This window comes from Ureibacillus aquaedulcis (assembly GCF_030418165.1).
Classification (GTDB): domain Bacteria; phylum Bacillota; class Bacilli; order Bacillales_A; family Planococcaceae; genus Ureibacillus; species Ureibacillus aquaedulcis.
The window spans coordinates 382,809-407,494 of record NZ_JAUHTQ010000001.1 but is presented as its reverse complement, the minus strand read 5'-3'; the positions used below and the strand labels follow the sequence as shown (position 1 = coordinate 407,494).

Genomic DNA, 24,686 nt, shown 5'->3' with positions numbered 1-24,686 from the left:
AATGGCTCCTTCTTTTTCCTTTGTTGTCTTCACATTCTTGAAATCTATCGAAAGAATGCTTGATTAGTATCATCATACATCAAATTTTCTGAAATTGCTCATTTCTCAGACAAGTTTTTTCCGCCAGATAATGAATATTTGTTAACTAATCTTCACGCAAGTAAAATCATGGCTTACCAACCGGGATTTTAGCGTTGAAGAATTTTATTTATAGGTTAATTTCTTTAGGGCCGATTCCAATGGACCCTGTTTGAACTTAGTAAACCAAAGCTCTGCAATGATGACTTGGATTACAAATATCCCAATGGCTATATACACACCCATTTGAACATCCACTTTTCCATATAAACCAAATCCAAAGTCATAAAATACCAATGAACAAATAATCGACTGCATGATATAAAGAGTAAGAGACATACGGCCCGCTTTTGCTAATGGCTTAAGGAGCTTCGGCATTACCGGAATCATGCAAAGGCAGACAATCAGTCCGATATAACCGATAGAAAGAATAGGACCCCCTACATAAACTTTTAAATAATCCAGCAAGTAAGTGCGAGTAAATAAAATTGGCGCGTTTTTGATGAAAAGTCCCAATGCTAGACATGCGATTGTCAACGGTATCCAAAGACGCATCAATTCTTTCCCTCTTTCGATCAGGCGCCATTTTGCAAAGGCAGCACCAATTAGCATGTAGGGCAAAATTGTCAATAATGAGGTAATCCACATACTGATTCCCATCTGTACCGACAAATCATTCAATCTTTGGAGGAATGCCTCCGTCCAGCTTCCGATTCCATAGGCAGTAATCGCATTGTTTATCATTGCAATATCAACTGCCGGTTCTTCAAACTCCATATTGGCAATTCCCGCCAATACATAAATGCCAATGAAAAATATCTGCATTATTCCATTAATGACGAATCCAAAAGTTAATAACCAGCCACTGCCGAATCGAAGGAATAAAATTAGGAAAAATCCGCAGAATGCGTACATCGTCAAAATATCTCCCCACCAAATAAAAAAGGCGTGGAGTAAGCCAAGTATAAGCAGAAGCACTAGTCTTTTTGGTGCAAATTTATAAAAATTTGTACCAGTACGTTCAGCTTTCATATATTGCATTGCGAGTCCATACCCAAATAACATCGAGAACAATGGGTAAAAACTACTTTGAACATAAATGTCCAACGTTTGATGCCAAATGATATCCTTTGCTTCCGTAAACCAGCTGCCCAGATCAATATAGGGCAGGGGCAAATTGAAGGCGAATATATTTACCAGTAATATCCCCAGTAGGCTGAATCCGCGTAAAATATCAAGAGCGTCTACTCGCTCATTTAAAGTTGTAGGTTGAAAATTCACAATCCGTTCTCCTTTTCTTTTCACTGCTTAAAACATACCTAAGCTTATTTTACATGATTACCCTGCGTTCGTTTAAAAAAAAGCCTATTAATTTTGTTAAAATTAATAGGCTCGTTCTAAATAATTTACTTGATGAGAATACCCAGCCAGCAAAAGTTAATCCAATCGAATCTCTTTTTCGGCATTGTAAAGATATAACACTTTTTCATCAACTTTCACTTGTAATATCTCCTCAATTGCCTCACTATAGATTCTTAATTGAACACCGTAGCGCTGTTTCATTTCTTTCGACAAGTAAGGTTCTTCTGAAAATGGAGGGTGGATTTTATCTGTTTTATAATCTAGCAAAACCCACTTGCCTTCTTCATCTTCAAATAAACAATCCAAGATTCCCTGGACGATTTGCGAATCGCCCTCTTCATCTTTAACACTTAAAGTAAAAGGTACCTCCCGGAACAATTGCTTTGCTCGAGAGAAGCGCTGTCCAATGGGACTTAAAAAGAAATGGAAAACCTTTTCTGGATCAACTACCTGGATCTCTTCTACTGTAAGCAACTTTCTTTCAACTAACACATTTAGATAATCCGTGATTTCTTCAATACGTGAAAACCCTTTTTGAGGAGCATGCTGCATCACGGTATGAACAACGGTTCCAATTTCAGCAGCGGATAATTTCTTTTCTTGTAAAAACAGCGGTCGTTTCTTTGCTGGTGTGCTTGACGTTTTCATTACATGTGTTTCGGGTTCTTCTTCACGTTGAAAGCTTTCGATTCTTTTAATCTCGGAAACACTGGTTTTGGAGCTTTTCGTTACAGAATTTTTATAAGCATAAGGTGTAGTAAATCGGTTGTTTAATTTACTTAACAACGCTTCATCCACCTCATGATATACCTCTCCTGTTAACTCATCACTCTCACTTGAATGCACCGCACTCATAAAGAACGTGTTGGAGATCGGTGTAATCACCCATTTAGTAGGATGTTCTATCGGACGATACTCTTCATCACTTAATGATGCAAAGGACTCGTGTCTAGCGACAGCAGGGCCAATCCAATCGAGATAATTTTTTGCTCGTGCACGCACATACTCGGGCAGCATGACATCTGTTGGCAAGTGCTGTACTTCACACCAAGTTGAACGCATCTTTTCCCAATCCTTTACAGAACCAATAAGAATCAGTCGTTCCTTAGCACGAGTCATGGCTACATATAATATCCGCATTTCCTCAGCCTTTAACTCGAGCGTTTTCTTCTCTTTCATTGCCAAAAACGGCAGCGATGTATACATGATACGGTCATCGGGGTCAATCGCTTTTACGGCAAGTCCAAACTGCTGGTCAAAGAGATACGGATTAGTAAAATCCATTTGGTTAAAATTGCGTCCCAATCCAGCAACAAATACAACAGGATACTCCAATCCTTTGGATGAGTGGATTGTCACAAGACGGACCACGTCATCTTTTTCCCCAGTGGACTTGGCGACACCCAGATCATCTCCACGTGAACGCATACGATCGATAAATCGTAAAAATCGGAATAATCCACGGAAGGACGTTTTTTCATACATCAACGCTCGATCATGCAAGGTTCTTAAATTTGCTTGACGCTGTTTCCCATTCGTCATGGCTCCAACCATTTCATAATAATTCGTGTCTATATAAATTTTCCATATCAAATCGGATAAGGAACCTCTGCGCGCCAAGTTCCTCCAAGTCTCAAGTTGGGTCAAAAACCTTTGTAATTTCACCGCCGTATTACTACTGAGGCCCGACTGTTCCTCTTCAACAAACTGTTTTACCGCTTCATAGTATGGAGCCTTCTGATTGGCAAGGCGAATCTTTGCCAGTTCATTTTCTGTACAACCGATAAAGGGTGCCCTTAAAACGGAAGCTAAAGGAATGTCCTGGTAAGGGTTATCAACAATCTTCAACACATTTAACATGACCATGACTTCCAGTGCTTCAAAATATCCTTTCGAGGATTCAGCATATAAAGGGATACCAGCAGACTTAAACTCTTCGACTAGATCATTCGACCAAGTCATGGAGCGCATCAAAATTACAATATCACTATACTGCATTGGACGGACACGTTTTGCCGGATCCTTTTGTTTGGCATCGTAAACAGTTTCTCCGCCATCTATCAGTTCGCGAATCCGCTTAATTATAAAACGTGCTTCTGCTTGCGACTTCTTGATTTCCTCATCAATGAGCGTTTCCATTTCCGCTTCCTCAGTATTTAGGGAATCATCCTCTTCATATAGAATGGCTAATTCAATCGGCATCTCGATATCATTATAAGGAGCACCGGGTTTTAGCCCTGCCTTGTCATCATAGTGAATTTCCCCTACCGTTTCGCCCATTATCTGTTCAAAGACAAAATTCGTTCCGTGCAATACTTCCTTTCGACTTCGGAAGTTTGCATTCAAGTCGATTTTCAATCCGTTCGAGATTGGATCTTCGTCAAATTGATTGTATTTATTTAAAAAGAGCATTGGCTCAGCAAGTCGGAACCGGTAAATAGATTGTTTAACATCGCCAACCATAAATAAATTTCCGTCGATTTCGCTGCCACTTTTAACAAGCTGTAAAATCGTCTCTTGCAGCATATTGGTATCTTGGTATTCATCGACCAATACTTCTTTAAACTTTTGTTTGAAATCAAGCGCAACCGGAGATGCGTGGAGTTCTCCATCTTCTTCCACCGTTAAGATATCAAGGGCATAATGTTCTAAGTCCGAAAAATCCACGAGTCCTCTTTTCAGCTTTGCGGCTTTAAACTTTTTACTAAAGCTTTCCGTTAGTTCGACCAATGTCTCGATAATTGGTGCCATCAGCCGGATTTCCTGGAGCAACCGTTCCGGTTTACGTAAGAAGAATGATTCCTTCAGTTGTTTCACCACATCTTTGGCTTGGTCTCTTTTCTTCTTGGCCTTTTTTTGTAGCTCAGGATCACAACTATCCTTCGGCATTCTTGCCAAGGTTGACCATTTTAATGCGGCGAAGAAGTCATATGCTTCCTGCCACGTACCATGTGAAAGAATTCGTCTTGCTTCCTCAAGCAACTCGGTGTCAAGCCGTGCTGTTTCCCCATAATTAAATGGTCCATCCGGTTTTAACGAATATTGGCGAACTTCTTCAATATGGGCAAGTGCTTCTTCCAGACTGAACTTAATCGAATTTTTTAATGGCTCTATAAAATCCAGCTCGTCAATTGTGATGTTGTCCGGCAGATTATATTGTTGAGATAAAGATCTTAACCATTTTGTTGGTTCCGGGTGAACCCTTGACGTATCATACAATTTATCGATTAATGTTTCGATGGCTTGATCGTCGCGGTCAGATGTAAAACTATCAACTAGACGATAAACCGCATTTACCTTTTCTTCATCTTTTTGATCGTAAGCCTCTTCCAACACTTCCGCTAACACATCGTCGCGCAATAAAGCAGATTCACCTTCATTGGCAATTCGGAAACCTGGATCGATTTCAATGAGATAGGCATATTGGCGAACAATGGCTAAACAAAATGAGTGCAAGGTAGAAATTTGTGCTTTATTTACTAAGCTTAGTTGTCGGCGCAAATGCTGATTATTAGGATCTTTGGCGATCTCTTTTTCCAATGCTTCAGCCATCCGATGACGCATTTCAGCTGCTGATGCATTAGTAAAGGTAACAACAAGCAGCTCATCGACGTCGATGGGATTCTCACTGGAAATGACTTTTTCTATCATTCGGTTAATCAATACTGCTGTTTTACCGGAACCAGCAGCTGCCGAAACAAGCGTATCCTGTCCCGTTGCCCAGATGGCCTTCCATTGTTCATCTGTCCAGGTAACGTCAGGTCGTTTTTCAGGTATTGTCAGCGCCATTGTTCTTTATCTCCTCTCTTATTTTCGAAACGATATTAATTGGTTTGTCTGCCTGCAGTTGGTGATAGAATTGTTCATGGTCGGTTGTATCAAATTGGCAAACGGACTTGAAACTACAGAAATCACAGGCCGTTCTTCCTTTTAATCTGTATGGTTGAATCGCTGTTTCACCGCTTAAGATACCCTCTCCTGCAACTCTATGTTTATATCTGACATATTGCTTAATCTGCCCCATTTCACTTGGCTGTACAATACTGGAAAAATGAGTTGATGCACTTCCATCCTTATTTATCTGAACCGGGACAATTTTTGACTTTCCGTCGATTTCCAGATCCTCATCCATTGCAATTAACGACTCGGTGTTTTCCGTTAGAAGTCCCTTCATCCGATACTTTCTCAAACGTTCCAGCTCAAGTGCAACCTCATCTACTTCTTGCTCCATTTTTAAAATTGGATTATGCACATGAACATACAGAACTCCGGCCGGATCAACATCCCCTTCAAACCAAACATCCGAATTCTCTACTGCTACATCCAAGTAAGTTAATAGCTGCAGCGAGATACCATGGTAAACCTCATTTAAATCCAGGTCACGGCTGGAAGATTTATAGTCAATGACACGCAAATAAGATTTATCTCCAATTTTCGCACGATCTATTCGATCGATTCGCCCTTGAATACGCATTTTTTTACCGCCCGACAAGTCAAGTTCCAATGGCGGCAACTTCTCATTCGGGCCGAATGCCGCTTCAATCGCTACGGGCTTGAAGAATGAATTTTTGGCATGCTGTGATAAGGCCATCATCGTTCTTTCAACAATACGCATTAGTTTTCGCTGGATATAACGATAGCGTGCACTACTTAGTAAAATTTGATGTGAAAATACAGGGACGATATGCTCAACCGCTTGACGTGCAAGCTGGCTGCATTGTATTTTTGATAACCGATTCCATTGCAAATTCAAACGTTCAGTTTCCAGCGTTATCCATTTCAGTGCCTCATGGAATAAATCACCCATTGCAAAATTTTCTAGTCGGTAAACTGCCCGTTCCTCTAATTTCAAGCCATAAGTCGTGAAATGTGAAAAAGGACAACGATAGAACTTTTCAACACGCGATACACTCGATGTTAATTTACTGCCGTACAAGCTCTCGGTAACTTCAGGTGTCAGTTTCTCTGCAACATTCTTCTTTACCAATGGACGCATAACGGCCTGAAGTGCATACTTCCAATCATTATCTTGTTCATAAAATGTCTTCAGTGCTGCCCATTCCGGAGCGAGCTGCTGCGAGTACTCCGCCTGTCGTAATTGCATCATTAAATATGCCAATGAAGTTCTGGGATGCTGCAAGTAAGAAAGTGCATTACTTGTTTCCAGTTCCTCAATCGGATCATTCATCACTCTCATATGTGGACATGTTTTGACCCCATCCACTTCGAACAATTTGTGCAATCGATTTACATAAAGAGAAGGCAATAATGCTTTACTTTCTTCATCGGAACTTGAATAAGTGACATATAGCCGGTCAGTTGGAGAAGAAAATGCACGATAGATTAATAGTGCTTCCTGTAAAAGTCGATTTTTGGAAGTAGGTGATAGCTCAGTATTGATTTCGGCAAACCAACCTCGTTCCACATCCGTGATGAGCCCCTCATAATCCATACGCATCGGATACACGCCATCATTTACACCAATGACAAATACGCTTTTCTTGTTATCAAAGTGGGAAAGTTCAACAGTTGAAACCGTTACTTCATCAACTGAAGGCGGGATTTTTGAAAATTGCAGTGTATCAAAGCCTTCATCCAAAATTTGGGCAGCTTCTTCAAGAGTTAGTTTTTGATCACCGAACAGAAGAGCAAATTGGTCTAGAACATTTACCCAATGATTCCAAGCTTGATCGTGTTCAGTGGCACTATGCAAGTCATGTTCCAGTAATTCCGTAGCTTTTAGCTCCTGTAATTTTTCGTATACTTTCAATTCATCTATGCAACTATACAGTGCTATAGCGATTTCCCGACCCGTTTCCGCCTTGCTTAGCATCTTTTGAAGTCTTTCTAATGGCGCTTTAATCATTTCCCGCATTTCATCGATCAGTTTCTGCATCTCGATTTCTTCATCTGTTTGCCTTTTGGAGTAAAACTCTAAGCCACGATATTTTTTGTAAAACCATCTGGAATCCTCAAACCATCGATATCCATAAATTCCTTGTGCAATCACGAAATTTTCAAAGAGGTCAGCTTTTTCCCGCATTGTCTTCAGTTCACTTTTAACCGGAAAGAACATATCCGTCTTTACACTTCTAAAAACCGGCTCGTACTGCCAATTCGACGTCATCACTTCCAGGATGGATCGGCTAAATTCGATTAATGGATGGTGCAGCATTGTCTTCTTTTCATTAGTAAAGTAAGGGATATCATATTGGGCAAAAATTGTTTGAATCAATGGATCATATATCTCTGCTTGACGGTACATTATCCCGATATCCTGATATCGCAATCCTTCTTCTTGGACAGTTCGACATATTTCCCGGGCAATCGCATGAATCTCTGCCCTTCGGTTTACCCCTTCAATGATTTGAACATGCCCATTTGATTGGATTGGCTCTGCAACTGTATTATGAAATTGCTCTTCAACATGTTGTAGATCGTGGTTGTGAAAGCGATAATTATTTTCTAAATGAATGCGCGGTTCCACTTCGATTTGAACTTTATATGCTTCCTGAAGCAATTTATCGTACATAACAGCAGGTCGATAGAACACGGCTTGGTCATTATACATATCATTTGGGTCCTCAAAAGGTAAAACGACTGTTACTCTTTTAGCCAAGGACATCAGCTGTTTGACGATTTCAAACTCCCGAACGGTAAACGCTGTAAATCCATCAATATAAATATGTGCTTCACTGATTTTTTGTGAGTTCTGAAGCTGTTCAAGCAGTATCGGGTAAAACCCCTCGCTATCAACATACCTATCACCTAGCACTTCTTCTAGTTTAGTTAGAATCAGCTGTAAATCTTTTGCTTTAGCAATAAGTGTATGAGGAGCAGAAGTTTCTTCTAATTTAATGATCGCTTCATTTAAAGTTTCACTATCTATGTTATATTGGCTAAACTCTTTGATGAGCAGTTCAATTTCTTTTGTAAATCCACGTTTATCGGCGGCTTGACGGAATAATGAAAATTGTTCCTTATTCTCTGCAAGCAACCGGCGTATAAGCATTCGATAACCAATTTTATCGATTTGTTCTTTTGCAATTCCTCCCGTTTCCTGCAAGATATGCCACGCTAAGCGCTTAAAGGTCATAACCTGTGCACGGATAATTCCATTAATATCGTATTGATTCGTCAGAACATATTCTGCTTGGTATGACATCTGGTCAGGAACGATTAGATAAATCTGGGAGCCTAAAGGTTGTTCCTTTAATTCTTTTACGATTTCCCGGTGTATGAATGTAGACTTTCCTGTACCGGCTCGTCCACTTATCACCCGCAACGACATGACGTTCCCTTCTTCCTTTGAAGTATTATCTTTATTATATCAGAATGTACGTTCGTTTTTATACTATCTACTACTCTTAAAACAAAGAAATATTATATACCAATTGCACTCTTTCTATCTATTATAATCCTTTTCCATTATAAGGATTGTTTCTAAATTAAAAAAAGAGCGCTTTATAGTAAACGCTCTTTTTTAACGGTCATTTTCATCTTTTTTTTATCCGCTTCGTCTCTTAAGTCTTTCTCAACTTTTTTATTTAGATGTTTTTCTATTGCCTTCCCTACAATCCATAACAGGAAAATCCCCACACCCGCCAATATTAATTTTACCGGGTCGGTTAAAAGCGCTTTTAAGTCATAGCCGAGTACACTCATGCTTGCAATCATTACAAATTTACCAGCCATAATCACGATTAAATAATACTTTTTCTTAATATTTGATAGACCAGCCACGATGTTCACAAGGACAGACGGCGTAAATGGAAAACAAAGTAAAATGAACAGTGGGCTTAACCCTCGCATATCGACCCATTTTATTAGTTTTTGAACCTTTTCTTTCTCTATAAAACCTTGAAGTCTTGGATGTCTGCCAAACCTCCGAACAAGCAAGAAAACCACATAGGAACCAAGTACCGTACCTATCCAGGACAACAAAAATCCTATCCATAAGCCATAGGAGCTTGCATTCGCCACAACAATCACGACTAATGGAAGGAATGGCAAAAAGGCTTCAATAAATGGGAGGAAAATACCAATCAGCGGTCCAAGTGTCCGATAATGTTCTGCTAAATTTTCAATATTTTCTACCGTAAAAAAATCGTTCACAGGTTCCACCCCAATTTCCATTTAAAATGATGACTTGTCACTTGCTAACACTACTAGTGAGTTTACCTAAGGATTAAACTTTTTCATTGCAAAGAATTTATTGTTACTATCTTTAGCAATATTCTCCAAAGTTAAACTGATAATTTGTTGTGATCTTAACTCTATTAAACTATCTATTCCCGGAAAAAAACTGATTTAAATGAGATTTACAATATTTTTTTATATGATTTTAATATAGCTGATTAAATATTTAAAGTAATATCATCAAGTCGGCATAAATATGTCATAAGATAGATTCAGTTCCAATTTTTTAAAATTAACAAATTTACTTTACATGGAAGTCTTTTTTAATGTTAATATTTTATTAAATAAAGAGACTGGTATGATTTTTCTAGAAAGGAATATAACAAATTGAGTACCCACTTAAATGTAAATGCGTCAACAATCACGACTGATTCATTTTCCCAAGGAATTAAAGACTGTATTCCAACTTTACTCGGCTATGTTAGCATTGGCATAGCTTTCGGTGTCATCGGCATCACTTCAAACCTTTCAGTGCTTGAAATTTTTCTTTTATCAGTGCTTGTCTACGCAGGGTCCGCACAATTTATCTTCTGTGGATTGTATGTAGCAGGTGCTCCATTTTCGGTTATCATTATTACAACTTTTATCGTTAATTTACGGCATTTCCTTATGTCACTTACGGTTGCCCCTCACCTGACACGATATTCGCCATTGCGCAATATTGGGTTTGGTACATTATTGACCGATGAAACATTTGGTGTTGCCACTACAAAAGTGATGAAGGACAAACAGCTTGGCGGCAATTGGATGGACGGCCTGAACCTAACTGCTTACCTTGCATGGATTGCTTCATGTACGATTGGCGGAATTATTGGTAAGTGGCTGCCAAATGCAGAGGACTGGGGATTGGACTTTGCCCTACTCGCTATGTTTAGTGCACTGCTTGTGCTGAGCTTAAGCAGTGTCGGGAAAAGCAAACTTATGCATTACTTAAAGTTAATCGCATTAATGGCAATCTTGCTATATGTGCTTTTATATTTCTTGCCTGGACACTTAGCCGTACTAATTGCAACGATGATTGTTGCCACGATTGGGGTGGCAACAGAAAAATGAGTATATCACTGGAAATGCTATTATTGATGCTCGGCTGTGCTCTTGTCACATGGGTTCCACGGGTTACTCCTTTTATATTGGTTCGAAATATACAATTACCCGATGTCGTCCTGCGTTGGTTGGCTTACATACCTGTATGTATTTTAAGTGCACTTGTATTAGAAGCGCTTTTTCACGCTGAAGGGAACATTGTGACCTTTGATTGGCTGAACTTGGCAGCATTTGTTCCCACATTGATTATTGCGATCTGGACAAAAAGCTTATCCAAAACCGTTATCGTCGGCGTCATTACCATGGCGATATTGAGGTTTTTCTTTTAGATTTTATAATTGTATTGCAATACTAGCAGCAAATTTTAATAAAAATTTTAATATAGTTATAGGTTTATTGAGCGATTTAAGGGGGCGACACGACGCTACGTTTTTGTCACCGGCTTTGTGTAAGGCCCCTTCATTGTATCCTAATCTAAACTATTGGATAAATTGCGCAGCTTACATAGTAGGCTGCGTGTTCTTTTAAAGCACGTCTATCTGAATTGATAATCAATCTAAGTATTTCAACCTCCTATATGAAAACTAAAAAAGCAAAGACGTTTTATAGTCTTCGCTTTTTTTTATTGTTGATATTAGCTTTATTCCGCCACTAGCAGCCCGATGCGATGGTGATCTCCATTATAGACTACATGCTGGGTTAATCGTACTTCGTTTTGGTGATTGAGTACTTCTAGACGACAATGAGCAGCATTAATTTGCAATGCTTCATACAATTCCCGTTCACTATGAACCTCAACCCCATTCACTTTTCGTATGACTTCCCCAACGTCCAATCCCATTTTTTCGGCTGGTGAATCCGGCAATACCCCAGCTATTACTACACCACTTGATTTTGCTGATACTGCGTAAACATCCTTTTGTTCACGCATTACAAAGCGGATAGAGATGGCTATTCTTGCCACTAGACCGACGATCAGCATTGCAAATCCAACGATTGGGAAGAAATAAGCTACAAGCCCTCCGATGATGACTACTTCCCCCAGAATAATAACGGAACGCCCTAGTTTCTGGTGCAAGTAAACCGGTAAAGTGTGTCGGCTCATTTGTTGGAAACCTATGATCATGGGGAATAGGACAAGAGAAAACTCTGTAGAATCTAATGAAACTTGGGGCCACCATGGAAAGTAAGCATTAATTACATCTCCCGGAATCACAAAAAAGATTGGCAGCACCCAGATTTTCTTGCTTAGAAAAGCTACAGCCTTTAGCCCTCTTTTGGAATTTTCCACAATCGGTGATGCGTACTGGGCACCGTATTTACGAATTAACATACCTTCTGCAACCAATAATAGCCCAGCTAAAATTGCAACTGTTATAGCCAAGCCTTCTTTCATCTCCACACCATTAATCTCTAGACCAAACAAATTAAAGGACACATCGAAATAGTCAAACAAGAAAAGTGTCACTAAACTGAGTGAAAAGATAATAATGGGCGAAAGAAAATGAAAGACAAAGATGATTAGTGCGATGAAACTGATCAATGTCACAACATATAAAAATTGTGTTGGTATTGTTATTCCAAATCCGAGTGAGAGAATGGATATACATAAGGAAATCAATAATCCTTCCTTCAACAACCCTATCGTTTCGGACCATCCCCACAAAATGCGGATGTGGAAAAATTTCCTTTCCCTTTTTACCCGACGATAGCCTAAATAGATAGCCATGATAATTGCTATATAGAAGATTGGGTTCATAAATAATCGTCCAACTCCTCTAGCAACCTCTATTAATATTTCTGTAACCACTTTTCCACCGCCCGTTTACACATAACTAATGTCATTGTATCAAACGAACAATCAATTGCGTAGATAGAATCTAACTATTTCGGCATAAAATTGTATTTTTCTTGCAAACTTGCACCCACTATCAAGAGGACTCGTTCACAAAATTAAATATCCCCTTTTAAGCGATTCATCATTACACTGATCCCCATGTTCAATTGCTCATCATTTTCGGCATTTTCCTTATATGAAATAACCTGCTCCCGGATACTCGCAAAGAATTCTTCATCCATGTGGCGTCCTTTTTTCAGTTCATTTTTCTCCCGATAAAGGACAACCGCCTCTGCCGTATCTTCATCATAGAATCCGTCTGTCCGAGTAATATTATAGCCAAGTCCGCTTAGTACTTTCTGTGTGTATGCAACCTCTTCCTTAAAATCACCTTCAGCATATTCCCCAGTTAACGGAATAATTTCAAGGGAAAATAAAGGATGCTGTTCTGCTTCGATATCCGCTTGGATGCCTTTGCCATGAATCCATTGTCTCTCCGGAGTGAGCCATTTATTTGTCGATAATTTTAGTTCTCCCCCATTTTCAAGTCCCCAGGTTTCTTGAACAGTTCCTTTTCCGAAGCTTTTTGATCCAACAATCAATGCACGTTCCCAGCTTTGAACTGCCCCTGCCATCACTTCACTTGCAGATGCACTACCTTCATTTTGAAGAACAACAATTGGGAGTTTTTTCATTTTATCTAAATAAAAATCATCCACTTCCAGTTTTGATGTCTTTAAAGGCTCCATGGCCCCTGAACCGTTTTGCATATAGGCAAAGACGGTATTATCCTTCTCAATGCTACTTACAACAGCTGCTACGCTATGTAAATATCCGCCTGGATTATCACGAAGATCGACTATAAGGCCTTCAACGTCTTCACTGATTAATTTTGTTGTCTTTTCCACCCATTCTTCGGCCGTTTTTTCTCCGAACATAGAAATAGATACATAGCCTATATCTGATTCATCCACTTTCAGCACCTTTGAAGCGACTGTATCATTATTGATTTCCGCCCGTTCAACACTAACTTTAATATGTCGTTCCGTACTTGGTCGATATAAGACGAGATTAACTTTTTTACCAGCTTCCCCTTGAATCAATTGCATCAGCTCGCCAATTGTTTTCCCTTCAAGACGTTGTTCATCTACTTGTACAATTTCATCATAAGGACGAATTCCTGCTTTTTCAGCTGGAGAAGATTTTACAGGTGCAACAACAATGAATTTCCCGTTTTTTTCCGTAATTTCAATCCCTATTCCAACGCGTTGTCCAGCTAAGGATTGCCTGTGCAGGGCCGCTTCTTTTTCCGTATAGTACGTACTGTACGGGTCTTTAATCGCTCCGGCCATTCCTCTTATTGCCCCTTCGATTAATGCGGCTTCGTTCGTCCCATATACCGAGTTTTCCGTGATAAGGGAATAGGCTTGGTCAATGACAGCAACATCGCTGACATCCTTTCCACCAACCCCGATTTGCTTCGAGTTTTGCCAAAAAATAAAGCCAGCTATTATTATACAAACGGCACCAATTAATAAAAAAAATCGACTTTTCCTCATTGTTTACCCCCTCTCGTTCACTCTATGAAAAAACAAAAAGGGATAACACTTTGAAAAGCCGATTTTTATATTTAATAGGATATTTTATTAATTTAAGGACAGATACATGTAATGGATTAATCCAAATTCTTCACATAATCTCTTAAAGCTTCTTGATCGAGCGGTCCTACGATCTGGCGCTGTATGCGGCCCTCCGTATCAATCATAAAAGTCGAAGGAATGGTAATAATCTGATAAAGCTTGTCGACCCCCTCCTCCTCCATTAGCGGGATTGGGAATGTGAGGTCAAAACTATCTACAAATTGCTGTACAGTTTTAATTTGATCCACCGATCTTTCTGCGTGGGTAATGTTTACGCCAACAATGACTGCATTATCATCTTGTGCATTTTCTTCATAATACTTTTGAAGATGGGGCATTTCCTTTTTACAAGGTGGACACCAGCTCGCCCAGAAGTTCAGAATGACTTTCTTTCCTTTTAATTCTGATAAAGTAAAAGTTTCACCGGTTAATGTTTGCAAAGTAAAGTTTGGGGCAACTTGTCCTTTTTCAAGCCCCTCTTCTTGATTCAAGTCCATTTCATAGGAGACTGCCTGTTCAGAAATTGCTTCACTTGCCTCTATCTGATTTTTTATATAAGTGCCTAGCATAATAACTACAAGAATCATTACTACACTAAGCCCAATTGCTTTCTTTTTCATTTCCCACCCTCCAAGATTAAAGAGTAAAAACTTTTCGTGTAACTTTCTATTACATAACCTCCATCAGAATATCATAAATGTCGAATATTAAGAAATAATTTGTTGCTAACAGACACAATAAAAGCAGGCCAGTTGCGACAAACATGTCCTAGCCTGCTTTGATAACTACTATAGAGAAATATAATTTAATGGATTGACACTACCAACACTTTGTTTTACCCATGTACCCACGTGAATTTCAAAGTGTAAGTGAGAGCCAGTTGAAGCTCCTGTGCTTCCCATTCCTGCAATTTGTTGACCTTTTGATACCTGTGTTCCAACACTTACATTAATTGAGCTTAGATGCGCATAAAGTGAAGTGAAGATCTGTCCATCAATCGAATGTGTAACCATTACAACATTACCATATGTAGAAAGACGTCCTGCATATGTAACCACTCCGTCTGCCGCTGAAACTATAGGAGTTCCTGTACCGTTTGCAATATCGATTCCATAATGGAATTTATAAGTTCCTGAAATTGGGTGAATACGTGCGCCATAAGGACTTGTATAACGACCATTCGCGGGTTTTGTCCAATTTCCAGCCGAAACTGCAGGTGCTGAAGCGCCGCTATTGCCGCTGCTATTATTATTTGCATTATTTGCTGCAGCTGCTGCAGCTGCTGCCTTTCTAGCTTCTTCTTGTTGACGAGCAACTTCTAATAGTCTTTTTTGTTCCGCAGCGATTTGGGCATTAATTTCATCGCTGATTTCTACTGCTTCTTCATATCGTTCCTCTAATACCGACTTTTCACTTGCAATCTTTTTTTGCTGAGCTTCCAGTTCATCTATTAAATTATCTTTCTTTTCTTTTTGCGAATTAAGAGATGCTTTTAAACTATCAAGCTCCGCTTTTTTAGTTTCCAGTTCTTGTTTTTTATTTTCCAAAGCAGCTTTTTGTTCTTCAAGCTTGTTCTGATCTTCTTTTTGTTCTTTCATGATTTGACGATCGGCATCCATCAACGTATTCACGGCTGAGTACCGATCGATGAAATCTACAAAACTATTAGCACCAAGCAGCACATCCAGAAAACTAACTTCACCATTTGCTTGTAGCGCACGGGCACGTTCTGCAAGCAGTTCATTACGTTGGTCAATTTTTTCCTGCAGTGCAACAATATCCGCTTTCAATGTTTCTATCTCACCAGCGGTTACTTCGATATCTTGTTTTACCTTACTGATTTGATTGTTTGTATTTGTAATTTCATCAGTTAATTCTGTAATTTGCTCTAATAATGTCTTTTGCTTAGCTTCGATTGTATTAATTTCGGATGTTTTTTCTTTGATCTCACTATTTAATTGATTCTTCTTTTGCTCTACCTCAGATTTCTCATCTTTCAAATCTGATAAACTAGCAGCATATGTAGCTGGTCCTTGGATAGCAAGCACAAGGACAGCAGCAGTCATTAAAGTTCGTATTGGCTTTTTACTTATTTTCACAGATTAAGACCCCTTTCCACTTTCTTACACAGGATTCTACTTTTTTATTCTACTTTTTTCGCAATGCTGGCATAGTTAGACCTTCAGGAATTTTCTAACCGACATAAAGCTGCCCCATACCCCGATTAAAATACCCATTACAAGGATTAATGCATTGACTTGATAAAGTAGTGGCGTTACATCTAGCAACTGTAATAATTCACCGTTTAGTTTTGGTTCTATAATTTTAAATATATTGGCATAAACAATAGAGACTACCGTCATTGGAACAATCGAGCCTAAAACTCCAAGCCACATACCTTCGATGACAAATGGAATTCGAACAAAGGAATTCGTTGCTCCGACCAGTTTCATAATTTCAATCTCATCTCTACGAGCAATGATTGTAATTCGAATTGTATTGGAAATTAAGAAGATGGCTGTAAAGAGCAAACCTAGGATAAGGACGAGGCCAACATTTCGACTTGTATTCAAGAAGCTGAATAATTTACCAACCTTTTCTTCTCCATACTTAACTTCACTTATATTATCGAATTTCTCTATTTTCTTTGCGATATCTACTGTTTGTTGAGGTTCTGACGCTTTAACATAAAGAACATTGTTTAATGGGTTACTTTGTTCGAATAGACTCAAATCTTCCCCATAACTATCAACCAATAAATCTAGTTCTTGTTCTTTGGATGAATAAACGACCTCTGCAACCCCCGGCATATTCTTGATTTCTTCCATAAGTGTAGCTTCAGCGGCTTTTGCTTCTGCAGGATCGGCTATAATATCAATCAAAACTTTAATTTCGACATCTTTTTCGATATCATCTGCCACTTTGTTTAAGTTCATCATGATGATTGTAAAGACGCCTACTAATAACAGGGTCACTGTTACGGCACTGATGGATGCAAACGTCATCCAGCCGTTTCGGCCAAGTGATTTTATACTTTCACGAAAGTGTCGTCGGATTGTTCTACCCTTCATAGCCGTAGTCACCTCCGTATACATCACGGACAATCAAGCCGCCTTCAATGGCGATTACACGTTTTCTGATTGTATTAACAATCTCACGGTTATGGGTTGCCATGACGATTGTTGTCCCACGTGCGTTAATCTCTTCGAAAATGTTCATAATTTCCCAAGAAGTTTCAGGATCCAGGTTCCCTGTAGGCTCGTCCGCAATAACGACTTTCGGCATATTTACAATCGATCTAGCAATGGAAACACGCTGTTGTTCCCCACCCGAAAGCTCGTTTGGGAACATTCGAACTTTATGCTTTAAACCAACCAAATCTAATACTTCCATCACCCGTTTTCGGATTTCTTTCGGGTTTTCCTCTATAACTTCCAAGGCAAACGCAATATTTTCATAGACATTTAGACGAGGAAGTAGTTTGAAATCTTGAAAAACTACCCCTAGTTGACGCCTTAAGTGCGGAACTTGTCGATTTTTAAGACTCGATAAGTTCATTCCCGCAATGACGACATCTCCAGAAGTAGGCTTTTCCTCACGATACATTAATTTTATAAAAGTAGATTTACCGGCACCACTGGGGCCAACTACATAGACAAATTCACCTTTTTTTATATCAACAGAAATACCATTTGCGGCAACAACACCGTTTGGATATTTCTTCACCACGTTATTCATTTGAATCATTAAATAAAACCACCTAAGTTCAAGTTTCTATTAACTAGATTTTTTCACTCACCATCCATTATAGCACTCATTCTCGCAGATTTTATTACATTTTCATTTCATATTTATTGATACGAGGTGAAGCTTTAAAAAAATATACACATTTTGCGTGAGGAAAGAACTAAATTTCTGCTTCCCTCTTTCTCTTATTCCATAAATAGACAAAAATTCCTTTTTATAATCAACTTGAATTTTAGAGTATATACTAATGAAAAAATTAGCAGTGTAATTGGAAAAAATAGATTGTAAGTAGGAGTACCCCGACACAAGTCTTGAATGGACATATCAGGAGTATTGATGATGGGAAGTGGCACGTTACAGCTTTATTTGACAATTCAGAGATGATTGTGAGTTGAAGTGTCACCTTGCAGTCTCTAATTAGACAACTAGAGCCTACTATTAACTATACAGGTTTCATAAAACAAACTGGAAGTAATTCTTTACTTCTTGATTTTTGCCATACAAAAAACGAACCGCGTTTGCGATTCGTTTTCAAGGTTATTCTGCGATGTATCGAACGATGATTGTGCCCGTTCGAGACTCACCATTTAGTTTCAAGATATCGGCATTGTCGATGATTTTATCGAAGTGGTAGGTTTTAAGGAAGAATTGATCTTCCTCTACTCTTGTTTCCACGTCTGGTAAACCTATATCCGCTTTTCCGAAGTTTGTTGCCACTTGTCCATCCAGTGATAGAGATTTAGGTACATACAGTTCGACTGCACCTGCTACCGTTTGCGCTTTTACTTTACGTGCATCTTTTGCGTTTGTTGTAATAACAACTGCGCCATTCACAGACTCTGCTTCCACTTCTTGAAGTTCTCCGTCAATGTAGATGCGTCCATTTACGGTTTCTGCCTCTAGATCTTCACCTTTTACATGGCGAAGCTCAATCGCCCCATTACCGGTTTCAATATTGGCATGATGGAACGAAGAATCGTCCACTTTTACGGCGCCATTATACGTTTTCACTTTTAGCAGCTTCGCATCCAGGTCTTGGACCGTCACGGCGCCATTCAATAGACGAATTAAGACAAGATCGTATAATTTTTCAGGTACGAGCAGGCGTAATGATACTTGCGATAGCTTTGGCGAAACAGAAATTGTTAACTTCTCATTCGTTAAGTTTACAAATTTTTCTTCAAATAGAGCTTTTGTTTTTTCCTCATCATGCTCAACAAGCGACGTTTTCACATGTGTTTCCACTAGCAATTGTTCAACATCCGATTTAGCAAGTTCCACTTTCCCGTTTGGCATATCAATCTCAATGCCCTTTACTTCATTTGCTTCAAAGGCATAGGATTTATCAAACTGTACCTTTTCACCAAATGGAAATTCTAAATCGAAGTCTTTGATTTTAGTAAAGGTTGTGTTCATCAATCCCATTACTCGATCACTAAATTGAGATAAATCTTGTTTTAAATCATTCATAAATTCATCCATTTTTTTGTTTGCTTCTTTATTATTAAATGCTTTGCCAAAGATGTCCTCAAAGCCGGTTGTAGATTTCTTTTCTTCGCTATTTGTTTGTTGCTGAGCTGCACCATTTCCTTCTTCGTCGGTATTCTTTGCTAGAGGAACGATTGTATGTTGAGTGGAGTTTTGTTCTTTAGTTAACGATTCAAGTAAAACAATTGCCTCTTCAGCCGTGATTGTTCCATTTTCAACTAACTTTAAAATGCGTTTACGTTCGTTTTCCATAATAAAAAAGCCTCCCTCGATTTGTATACTTAGTTATACGCCGAGGGAGGGCAAAAAGTTTCAATATCTTCTTTTAAATTTCGACAATTACCTACTGGATCAGTAAATTATTTCTGATAAAATTCACAGAAACTTCAATACAAAGTTAATTATTATTTATTCGTTGCCTCTGCCAGCAAAGCGTCCATTCGTTTTCGGTCCCGTTCCAGAACCGTCTTCAAATAGCGCCCTGTATAAGACTGTTCATTCGCCGCGATATCTTCCGGTGTACCCGTGGCTAAAATCGTGCCGCCCTTTTCTCCACCCTCTGGTCCTAGGTCAATTAAATAATCGGCCGTTTTAATAACATCCAGGTTATGTTCAATGACTAAAACTGTATCGCCATTTTCCACTAAACGCTGCAATACTTTCAGAAGGCGGGCTATATCATGTGCATGAAGCCCAGTCGTCGGTTCATCCAAAATATAGATGGATTTCCCAGTAGAACGACGATGTAATTCGGATGCTAATTTTACCCGCTGTGCTTCACCACCTGATAGAGTGGTTGCAGGTTGTCCCAGCTTCATATAGCCAAGCCCTACATCTACAATTGTTTGAAGCTTTCTTTGGATTTTTGGGACATTCTCAAAGAATACCACTGCATCTTCAATGGTCATATCCAATAGTTCAGCTATATTTTTTTCCTTGTATCGCACCTCCAATGTTTCACGGTTGTAACGTTTTCCATGGCATACTTCACAAGGTACATAAACGTCTGGAAGGAAGTGCATCTCGATTCGGATAATCCCATCCCCGCTGCATGCTTCACAGCGCCCGCCTTTCACATTGAAACTGAAGCGTCCTTTTTTATAACCACGAACTTTTGCTTCATTTGTCGATGCAAAAAGGTCACGGATATCATCAAATACACCTGTGTAGGTTGCCGGATTCGAACGAGGTGTTCGACCGATTGGAGACTGGTCGATATCGATTACCTTTTCCAAATGCTCGATTCCCGTGATTTCTTTATGCGCACCTGGTTTTATACGTGCCCGATTTAATTTATGAGCAAGTGCTTTATATAGAATTTCATTGATCAACGTGGATTTGCCTGATCCCGAAACTCCTGTCACAGCAACAAACTGCCCTAAAGGAATATCGACTTTCACATTTTTCAAATTGTTTTCTGTAGCACCTTTAATAGTAATCTTTCGTCCATCAGACTTTCGACGCTCAATTGGAAGCGGAATAAATTTCTTGCCGCTTAAATATTGTCCGGTAATGGATGCTGGATTGTTCATTACTTCTTCCGGCGTACCGGCAGCTACTATTTCACCACCATGGACACCCGCCCCTGGTCCAACATCGATCAAATAATCGGCAGCCATCATCGTATCTTCATCATGCTCAACAACAATCAATGTGTTTCCTAAATCACGCATATCCTGCATTGTCGCCACAAGACGGTCATTATCACGCTGATGGAGCCCGATAGATGGCTCATCCAGAATATAAAGGACTCCCGATAAACGTGAACCAATTTGTGTGGCAAGTCGAATCCTTTGCGCTTCTCCACCTGATAATGTACCTGCTGATCGGGAAAGAGTCAGGTAATCCAATCCAACATTGATTAAAAAACTTAGTCTCTCTGTTATTTCACGGATAATGAGCTTGGCGATCTGCATTTCTTTTTCTGTAAGTGTTAAATTGGAGAAAAACCCATACATATCACCAACTGAATGCTGAGTAGCTTCTGCAATATGTAAACCTTCTACTTTCACCGCTAGTGTCTCGGGTCTTAAACGATAGCCTTTACATGAAGGACATGCCTGTTCGGTCATATATTTTTGCATCTGCTCCCGAACATAATCCGAAGTCGAATCACGGAATCGTCGCTCGATATTGCGAACAACACCCTCAAATTGAATCTCTTTGTTATGAACACTGCCATATTCATTTTCATAGTAAAAGTGAATCCTTTCATGACCAGATCCATATAGAATTTTATCCATCTGGCTAGTTGGCAGTTGGGAAACCGGGACATCCATTGCAATTCCATAATGCGTACAAACCGCTTTTAAAAGCTGCGGATAGTACTGTGAGCTTGTGGGTTCCCATGCGGCGATGGCATGTTCCTCCAACGTTCTCTCCCAGTCGGGAATTAACAAGTCCAAGTCAACTTCTTGTTTCGACCCAAGTCCATCACATGAAGGACATGCCCCAAATGGACTATTGAATGAAAACATGCGCGGTTCTAGTTCACCTATTGAAAATCCACATAGCGGACAGGCATGATGTTCGCTAAATAATAACTCCTCATGCTCCATAACATCCACTAATACCTTTCCATCCGCAAGGTTACAAGCGGCTTCAAGAGACTCAAATAAGCGCGATGAAATGCCTTCTTTCAGAACAACACGGTCTATAACAACCTCGATATTGTGTTTTTTGTTTTTATCCAGTTCAATCGAGTCGTCCAGATCCTGCATTTCGCCGTCTACACGTACTCGTACATATCCTTGCTTTTTTAGATCCTCAAGCAGTTTTACATGAGCACCTTTACGTCCGGAAACTACCGGCGCGAGCAATTGCATTTTTGTTCTTTCAGGGTACTCCAATAATCGATCGACCATTTGTTCAATGGTTTGGGATGCAATTTCTATACCATGGTTCGGACAAATGGGCTTGCCGATCCGTGCGAACAATAGACGTAGATAATCGTAAATTTCCGTAACGGTCCCTACTGTAGAACGAGGGTTTTTGCTCGTTGTTTTTTGATCGATTGAAATGGCGGGAGATAACCCTTCAATTGAATCAACATCCGGCTTATCCATCTGACCTAAAAATTGCCGTGCATAGGCGGAAAGGGACTCGACATAGCGGCGCTGCCCTTCTGCGTATATCGTATCGAATGCCAGCGAAGATTTACCCGATCCAGATAAGCCTGTCACCACAACAAGCTTATCGCGCGGGATTGTAACATTAATATTTTTTAAATTATTTGAACGTGCACCTTGCACAACGATTTCAGTATTTTTCAAATCTATTATCCCTCAACCTTCAATTCAAATATTGTATCTCTCAATTCAGCTGCACGTTCAAAATCAAGTGCTTTTGCGGCTTCCTTCATTTCCACCTCAAGCGACGCAACCAGTTTCTCGATTTCGGACTTTGTCATCTTCTTGCCCTTCGTCACTTTCGTAACGTATGTCTCTTCTGCTTCTGCCGCTTGTGTCGCTCGAATTAATTCCGGGATTTTTTTCTGAATTGTCTGCGGTGTAATGCCATGCTCTTTGTTATAAGTTTCTTGGATTGTACGACGGCGTTTTGTTTCATCAATCGCTTTTCTCATCGAATCCGTCATATTATCCGCGTACATGATAACATGTCCGTTGGAATTTCGGGCTGCACGACCAATTGTCTGGATCAATGAACGCTCGGACCGTAAAAATCCTTCTTTATCCGCATCAAGAATAGCGACAAGAGAAACTTCGGGAATATCCAATCCCTCCCGCAGCAAGTTAATCCCTACCAAAACATCATGGGTCCCTTTTCGCAGCTCTCTTATAATCTCGATACGCTCCAGTGTCTTAACTTCTGAATGAAGATACTCTACTTTTATACCCAATTCTTTTAAATAATCCGTTAAATCCTCGGACATTTTTTTTGTCAAGGTTGTTATAAGCACACGCTCTTGTTTTCTAACACGATCGTGGATTTCGTCAATCAAATCATCAATTTGCCCTTCTATCGGTCGAACATCGATGGTTGGATCGAGTAAACCTGTCGGGCGTATGATTTGTTCAACCATTTCCGGTGTGTGTTCGAGTTCGTATGGACCTGGAGTAGCAGAAACATAAATAGCCTGACTAATATGTTCTTCAAACTCTTCAAATCTTAACGGCCTGTTATCCAGTGCAGACGGTAAACGGAATCCGTGTTCAACCAAGACTCCTTTCCTTGCTTGGTCACCGTTGAACATCCCGCGTATTTGCGGTAACGTAACGTGGCTCTCATCAACAACCAATAAAAAGTCTTTCGGGAAATAGTCCAGCAATGTATATGGTGTTGCACCTGCTTCTCTTAATGTTAAATGACGTGAATAGTTTTCTATTCCTGAACAGAATCCCATTTCACGCATCATTTCCAAATCATAGTTTGTCCGCTGTTCCAGACGCTGTGCTTCCAAAAGTTTATCTTCTGACCGTAATTTTTCTAATTGATGCTCAAGCTCCACTTCAATATTTTCAATGGCTTTTACCATTTTTTCTTCACGGGTTACGAAGTGGGATGCAGGGAAGATTGCCACGTGATCACGGTCACCCAAAATCTCGCCTGTTAAAGCATCCACTTCTCGAATTCGGTCAACTTCATCTCCGAAGAATTCTACACGAAGACATTTTTCATCACGGGATGCAGGGAAAATTTCCACGACATCTCCTCTTACACGGAATGTCCCCCTGGTAAAGTTGACATCATTTCTTTCATATTGAATGTCTACTAGTTTTCTTAATAATTGATTTCGTTCCAATTCCGTGCCTGTTCGGACTGATACAACCATCTCCCGGTATTCTTCCGGATTCCCTAAGCCGTAAATACAGGAAACGGAAGCGATGATAATTACATCGTCTCTTTCAAACAAAGCCGATGTAGCGGAGTGTCTCAGTTTATCAATCTCGTCATTAATGCTGGAGTCTTTTTCGATGTATGTATCTGTTTGCGGTACATACGCTTCCGGCTGGAAGTAGTCGTAGTAACTTACAAAGTATTCTACGGCATTGTTGGGGAAAAATTGTTTGAATTCACTATAAAGCTGTCCTGCCAATGTTTTATTATGAGCGATTACTAACGTTGGCTTTTTTACTTCTTTTATAACATTGGAGATTGTAAATGTTTTACCTGTACCTGTTGCTCCGAGCAGCGTCTGGTTACGTTTCCCCTCCTGAACACCTTTAACTAGCTCTTTTATGGCATTCGGCTGATCACCACCCGGTTGGTATGAGGATTGTAAGTCAAAAGTGGCCATTTTTCGTTCGTCCTTCCATCCAAATCTTGTATAT

General features: G+C 39.7%; 15 protein-coding genes. 2 read left to right on the top strand and 13 right to left on the bottom strand.

The features are described from left to right. Window positions 1-204 precede the first annotated feature (204 nt). The 4 genes from QYB95_RS01850 to QYB95_RS01835 form a co-directional block, all read right to left on the bottom strand. The gene (locus tag QYB95_RS01850) at window positions 205-1,359 is read right to left on the bottom strand and encodes a DUF418 domain-containing protein (RefSeq protein WP_301136373.1); all 1,155 of its coding nucleotides are present in this window, start codon (window positions 1,357-1,359) and stop codon (window positions 205-207) included. 156 nt (window positions 1,360-1,515) lie between these two features. Beyond that, on the bottom strand, window positions 1,516-5,229 hold the full coding sequence (gene addA / locus QYB95_RS01845) for a helicase-exonuclease AddAB subunit AddA (protein ID WP_301136372.1): 3,714 nt from the start codon (window positions 5,227-5,229) through the stop codon (window positions 1,516-1,518). Next, a complete protein-coding gene (gene addB / locus QYB95_RS01840) occupies window positions 5,210-8,731 on the bottom strand; it encodes a helicase-exonuclease AddAB subunit AddB (protein ID WP_301136371.1) in 3,522 nt (1,173 codons plus the stop codon). Before addB ends, addA begins: the two co-directional genes overlap by 20 nt. A 173-nt stretch (window positions 8,732-8,904) precedes the next feature. Next, the gene (locus tag QYB95_RS01835; RefSeq protein WP_301136370.1) at window positions 8,905-9,555 is read right to left on the bottom strand and encodes a TVP38/TMEM64 family protein; all 651 of its coding nucleotides are present in this window, start codon (window positions 9,553-9,555) and stop codon (window positions 8,905-8,907) included. 411 nt (window positions 9,556-9,966) lie between these two features. Here QYB95_RS01835 and QYB95_RS01830 point away from each other — a divergent pair, with 411 nt between their 5' ends. Further along, entirely contained in the window at window positions 9,967-10,692 is a 726-nt protein-coding gene (locus tag QYB95_RS01830) for an AzlC family ABC transporter permease (protein WP_301136369.1), read from the top strand. After that, complete coding sequence (locus tag QYB95_RS01825; RefSeq protein WP_301136368.1) at window positions 10,689-11,012, top strand: AzlD domain-containing protein; 324 nt, start codon at window positions 10,689-10,691, stop codon at window positions 11,010-11,012. The genes QYB95_RS01830 and QYB95_RS01825 overlap by 4 nt, the downstream gene beginning before the upstream one ends. Window positions 11,013-11,323: 311 nt before the next feature. Here QYB95_RS01825 and QYB95_RS01820 read toward each other — a convergent pair whose 3' ends face one another. From QYB95_RS01820 to uvrB, 9 genes are all read right to left on the bottom strand, one after another. Beyond that, window positions 11,324-12,493, bottom strand: coding sequence for a PDZ domain-containing protein (locus tag QYB95_RS01820; protein WP_301136367.1), 1,170 nt, complete (start codon window positions 12,491-12,493; stop codon window positions 11,324-11,326). Window positions 12,494-12,636: 143 nt separating this feature from the next. Further along, on the bottom strand, window positions 12,637-14,079 hold the full coding sequence (locus QYB95_RS01815) for a S41 family peptidase (protein WP_301136366.1): 1,443 nt from the start codon (window positions 14,077-14,079) through the stop codon (window positions 12,637-12,639). 116 nt (window positions 14,080-14,195) lie between these two features. Further along, window positions 14,196-14,780, bottom strand: a complete 585-nt coding sequence (locus QYB95_RS01810) for a peroxiredoxin family protein (RefSeq protein ID WP_301136365.1) — start codon at window positions 14,778-14,780, stop codon at window positions 14,196-14,198. A gap of 168 nt (window positions 14,781-14,948) precedes the next feature. After that, window positions 14,949-16,259 (bottom strand): murein hydrolase activator EnvC family protein, encoded by a 1,311-nt coding sequence (locus QYB95_RS01805; protein WP_345783700.1) that lies wholly within the window; start codon window positions 16,257-16,259, stop codon window positions 14,949-14,951. A gap of 75 nt (window positions 16,260-16,334) precedes the next feature. Then, entirely contained in the window at window positions 16,335-17,231 is an 897-nt protein-coding gene (gene ftsX, locus QYB95_RS01800) for a permease-like cell division protein FtsX (protein WP_301136364.1), read from the bottom strand. Then, a complete protein-coding gene (gene ftsE, locus QYB95_RS01795; RefSeq protein WP_301136363.1) occupies window positions 17,221-17,907 on the bottom strand; it encodes a cell division ATP-binding protein FtsE in 687 nt (228 codons plus the stop codon). Before ftsE ends, ftsX begins: the two co-directional genes overlap by 11 nt. A gap of 537 nt (window positions 17,908-18,444) precedes the next feature. Further along, window positions 18,445-19,647 carry a DUF4097 family beta strand repeat-containing protein gene (locus QYB95_RS01790; RefSeq protein ID WP_301136362.1) on the bottom strand — a complete coding sequence of 401 codons (1,203 nt, stop codon included), beginning with the start codon at window positions 19,645-19,647 and terminating at the stop codon, window positions 18,445-18,447. A 152-nt stretch (window positions 19,648-19,799) separates the two neighbouring features. Further along, window positions 19,800-22,667, bottom strand: a complete 2,868-nt coding sequence (gene uvrA, locus QYB95_RS01785) for an excinuclease ABC subunit UvrA (protein WP_301136361.1) — start codon at window positions 22,665-22,667, stop codon at window positions 19,800-19,802. 5 nt (window positions 22,668-22,672) lie between these two features. After that, window positions 22,673-24,652 carry an excinuclease ABC subunit UvrB gene (gene uvrB / locus QYB95_RS01780; RefSeq protein ID WP_301136360.1) on the bottom strand — a complete coding sequence of 660 codons (1,980 nt, stop codon included), beginning with the start codon at window positions 24,650-24,652 and terminating at the stop codon, window positions 22,673-22,675. Between the last annotated feature and the right edge of the window lie 34 nt (window positions 24,653-24,686).

Excerpts from the sequence above, each read along its gene's own strand:
- addB (WP_301136371.1), bottom strand. The coding sequence starts at position 8,731 with ATGTCGTTGCGGGTGATAAGTGGACGAGCCGGTACAGGAAAGTCTACA.
- QYB95_RS01810 (WP_301136365.1), bottom strand. The coding sequence starts at position 14,780 with ATGAAAAAGAAAGCAATTGGGCTTAGTGTAGTAATGATTCTTGTAGTT.
- ftsX (WP_301136364.1), bottom strand. The coding sequence starts at position 17,231 with ATGAAGGGTAGAACAATCCGACGACACTTTCGTGAAAGTATAAAATCA.
- QYB95_RS01815 (WP_301136366.1), bottom strand. The coding sequence starts at position 14,079 with ATGAGGAAAAGTCGATTTTTTTTATTAATTGGTGCCGTTTGTATAATA.
- QYB95_RS01825 (WP_301136368.1), top strand. The coding sequence starts at position 10,689 with ATGAGTATATCACTGGAAATGCTATTATTGATGCTCGGCTGTGCTCTT.
- uvrB (WP_301136360.1), bottom strand. The coding sequence starts at position 24,652 with ATGGCCACTTTTGACTTACAATCCTCATACCAACCGGGTGGTGATCAG.
- addA (WP_301136372.1), bottom strand. The coding sequence starts at position 5,229 with ATGGCGCTGACAATACCTGAAAAACGACCTGACGTTACCTGGACAGAT.
- QYB95_RS01790 (WP_301136362.1), bottom strand. The coding sequence starts at position 19,647 with ATGGAAAACGAACGTAAACGCATTTTAAAGTTAGTTGAAAATGGAACA.
- ftsE (WP_301136363.1), bottom strand. The coding sequence starts at position 17,907 with ATGATTCAAATGAATAACGTGGTGAAGAAATATCCAAACGGTGTTGTT.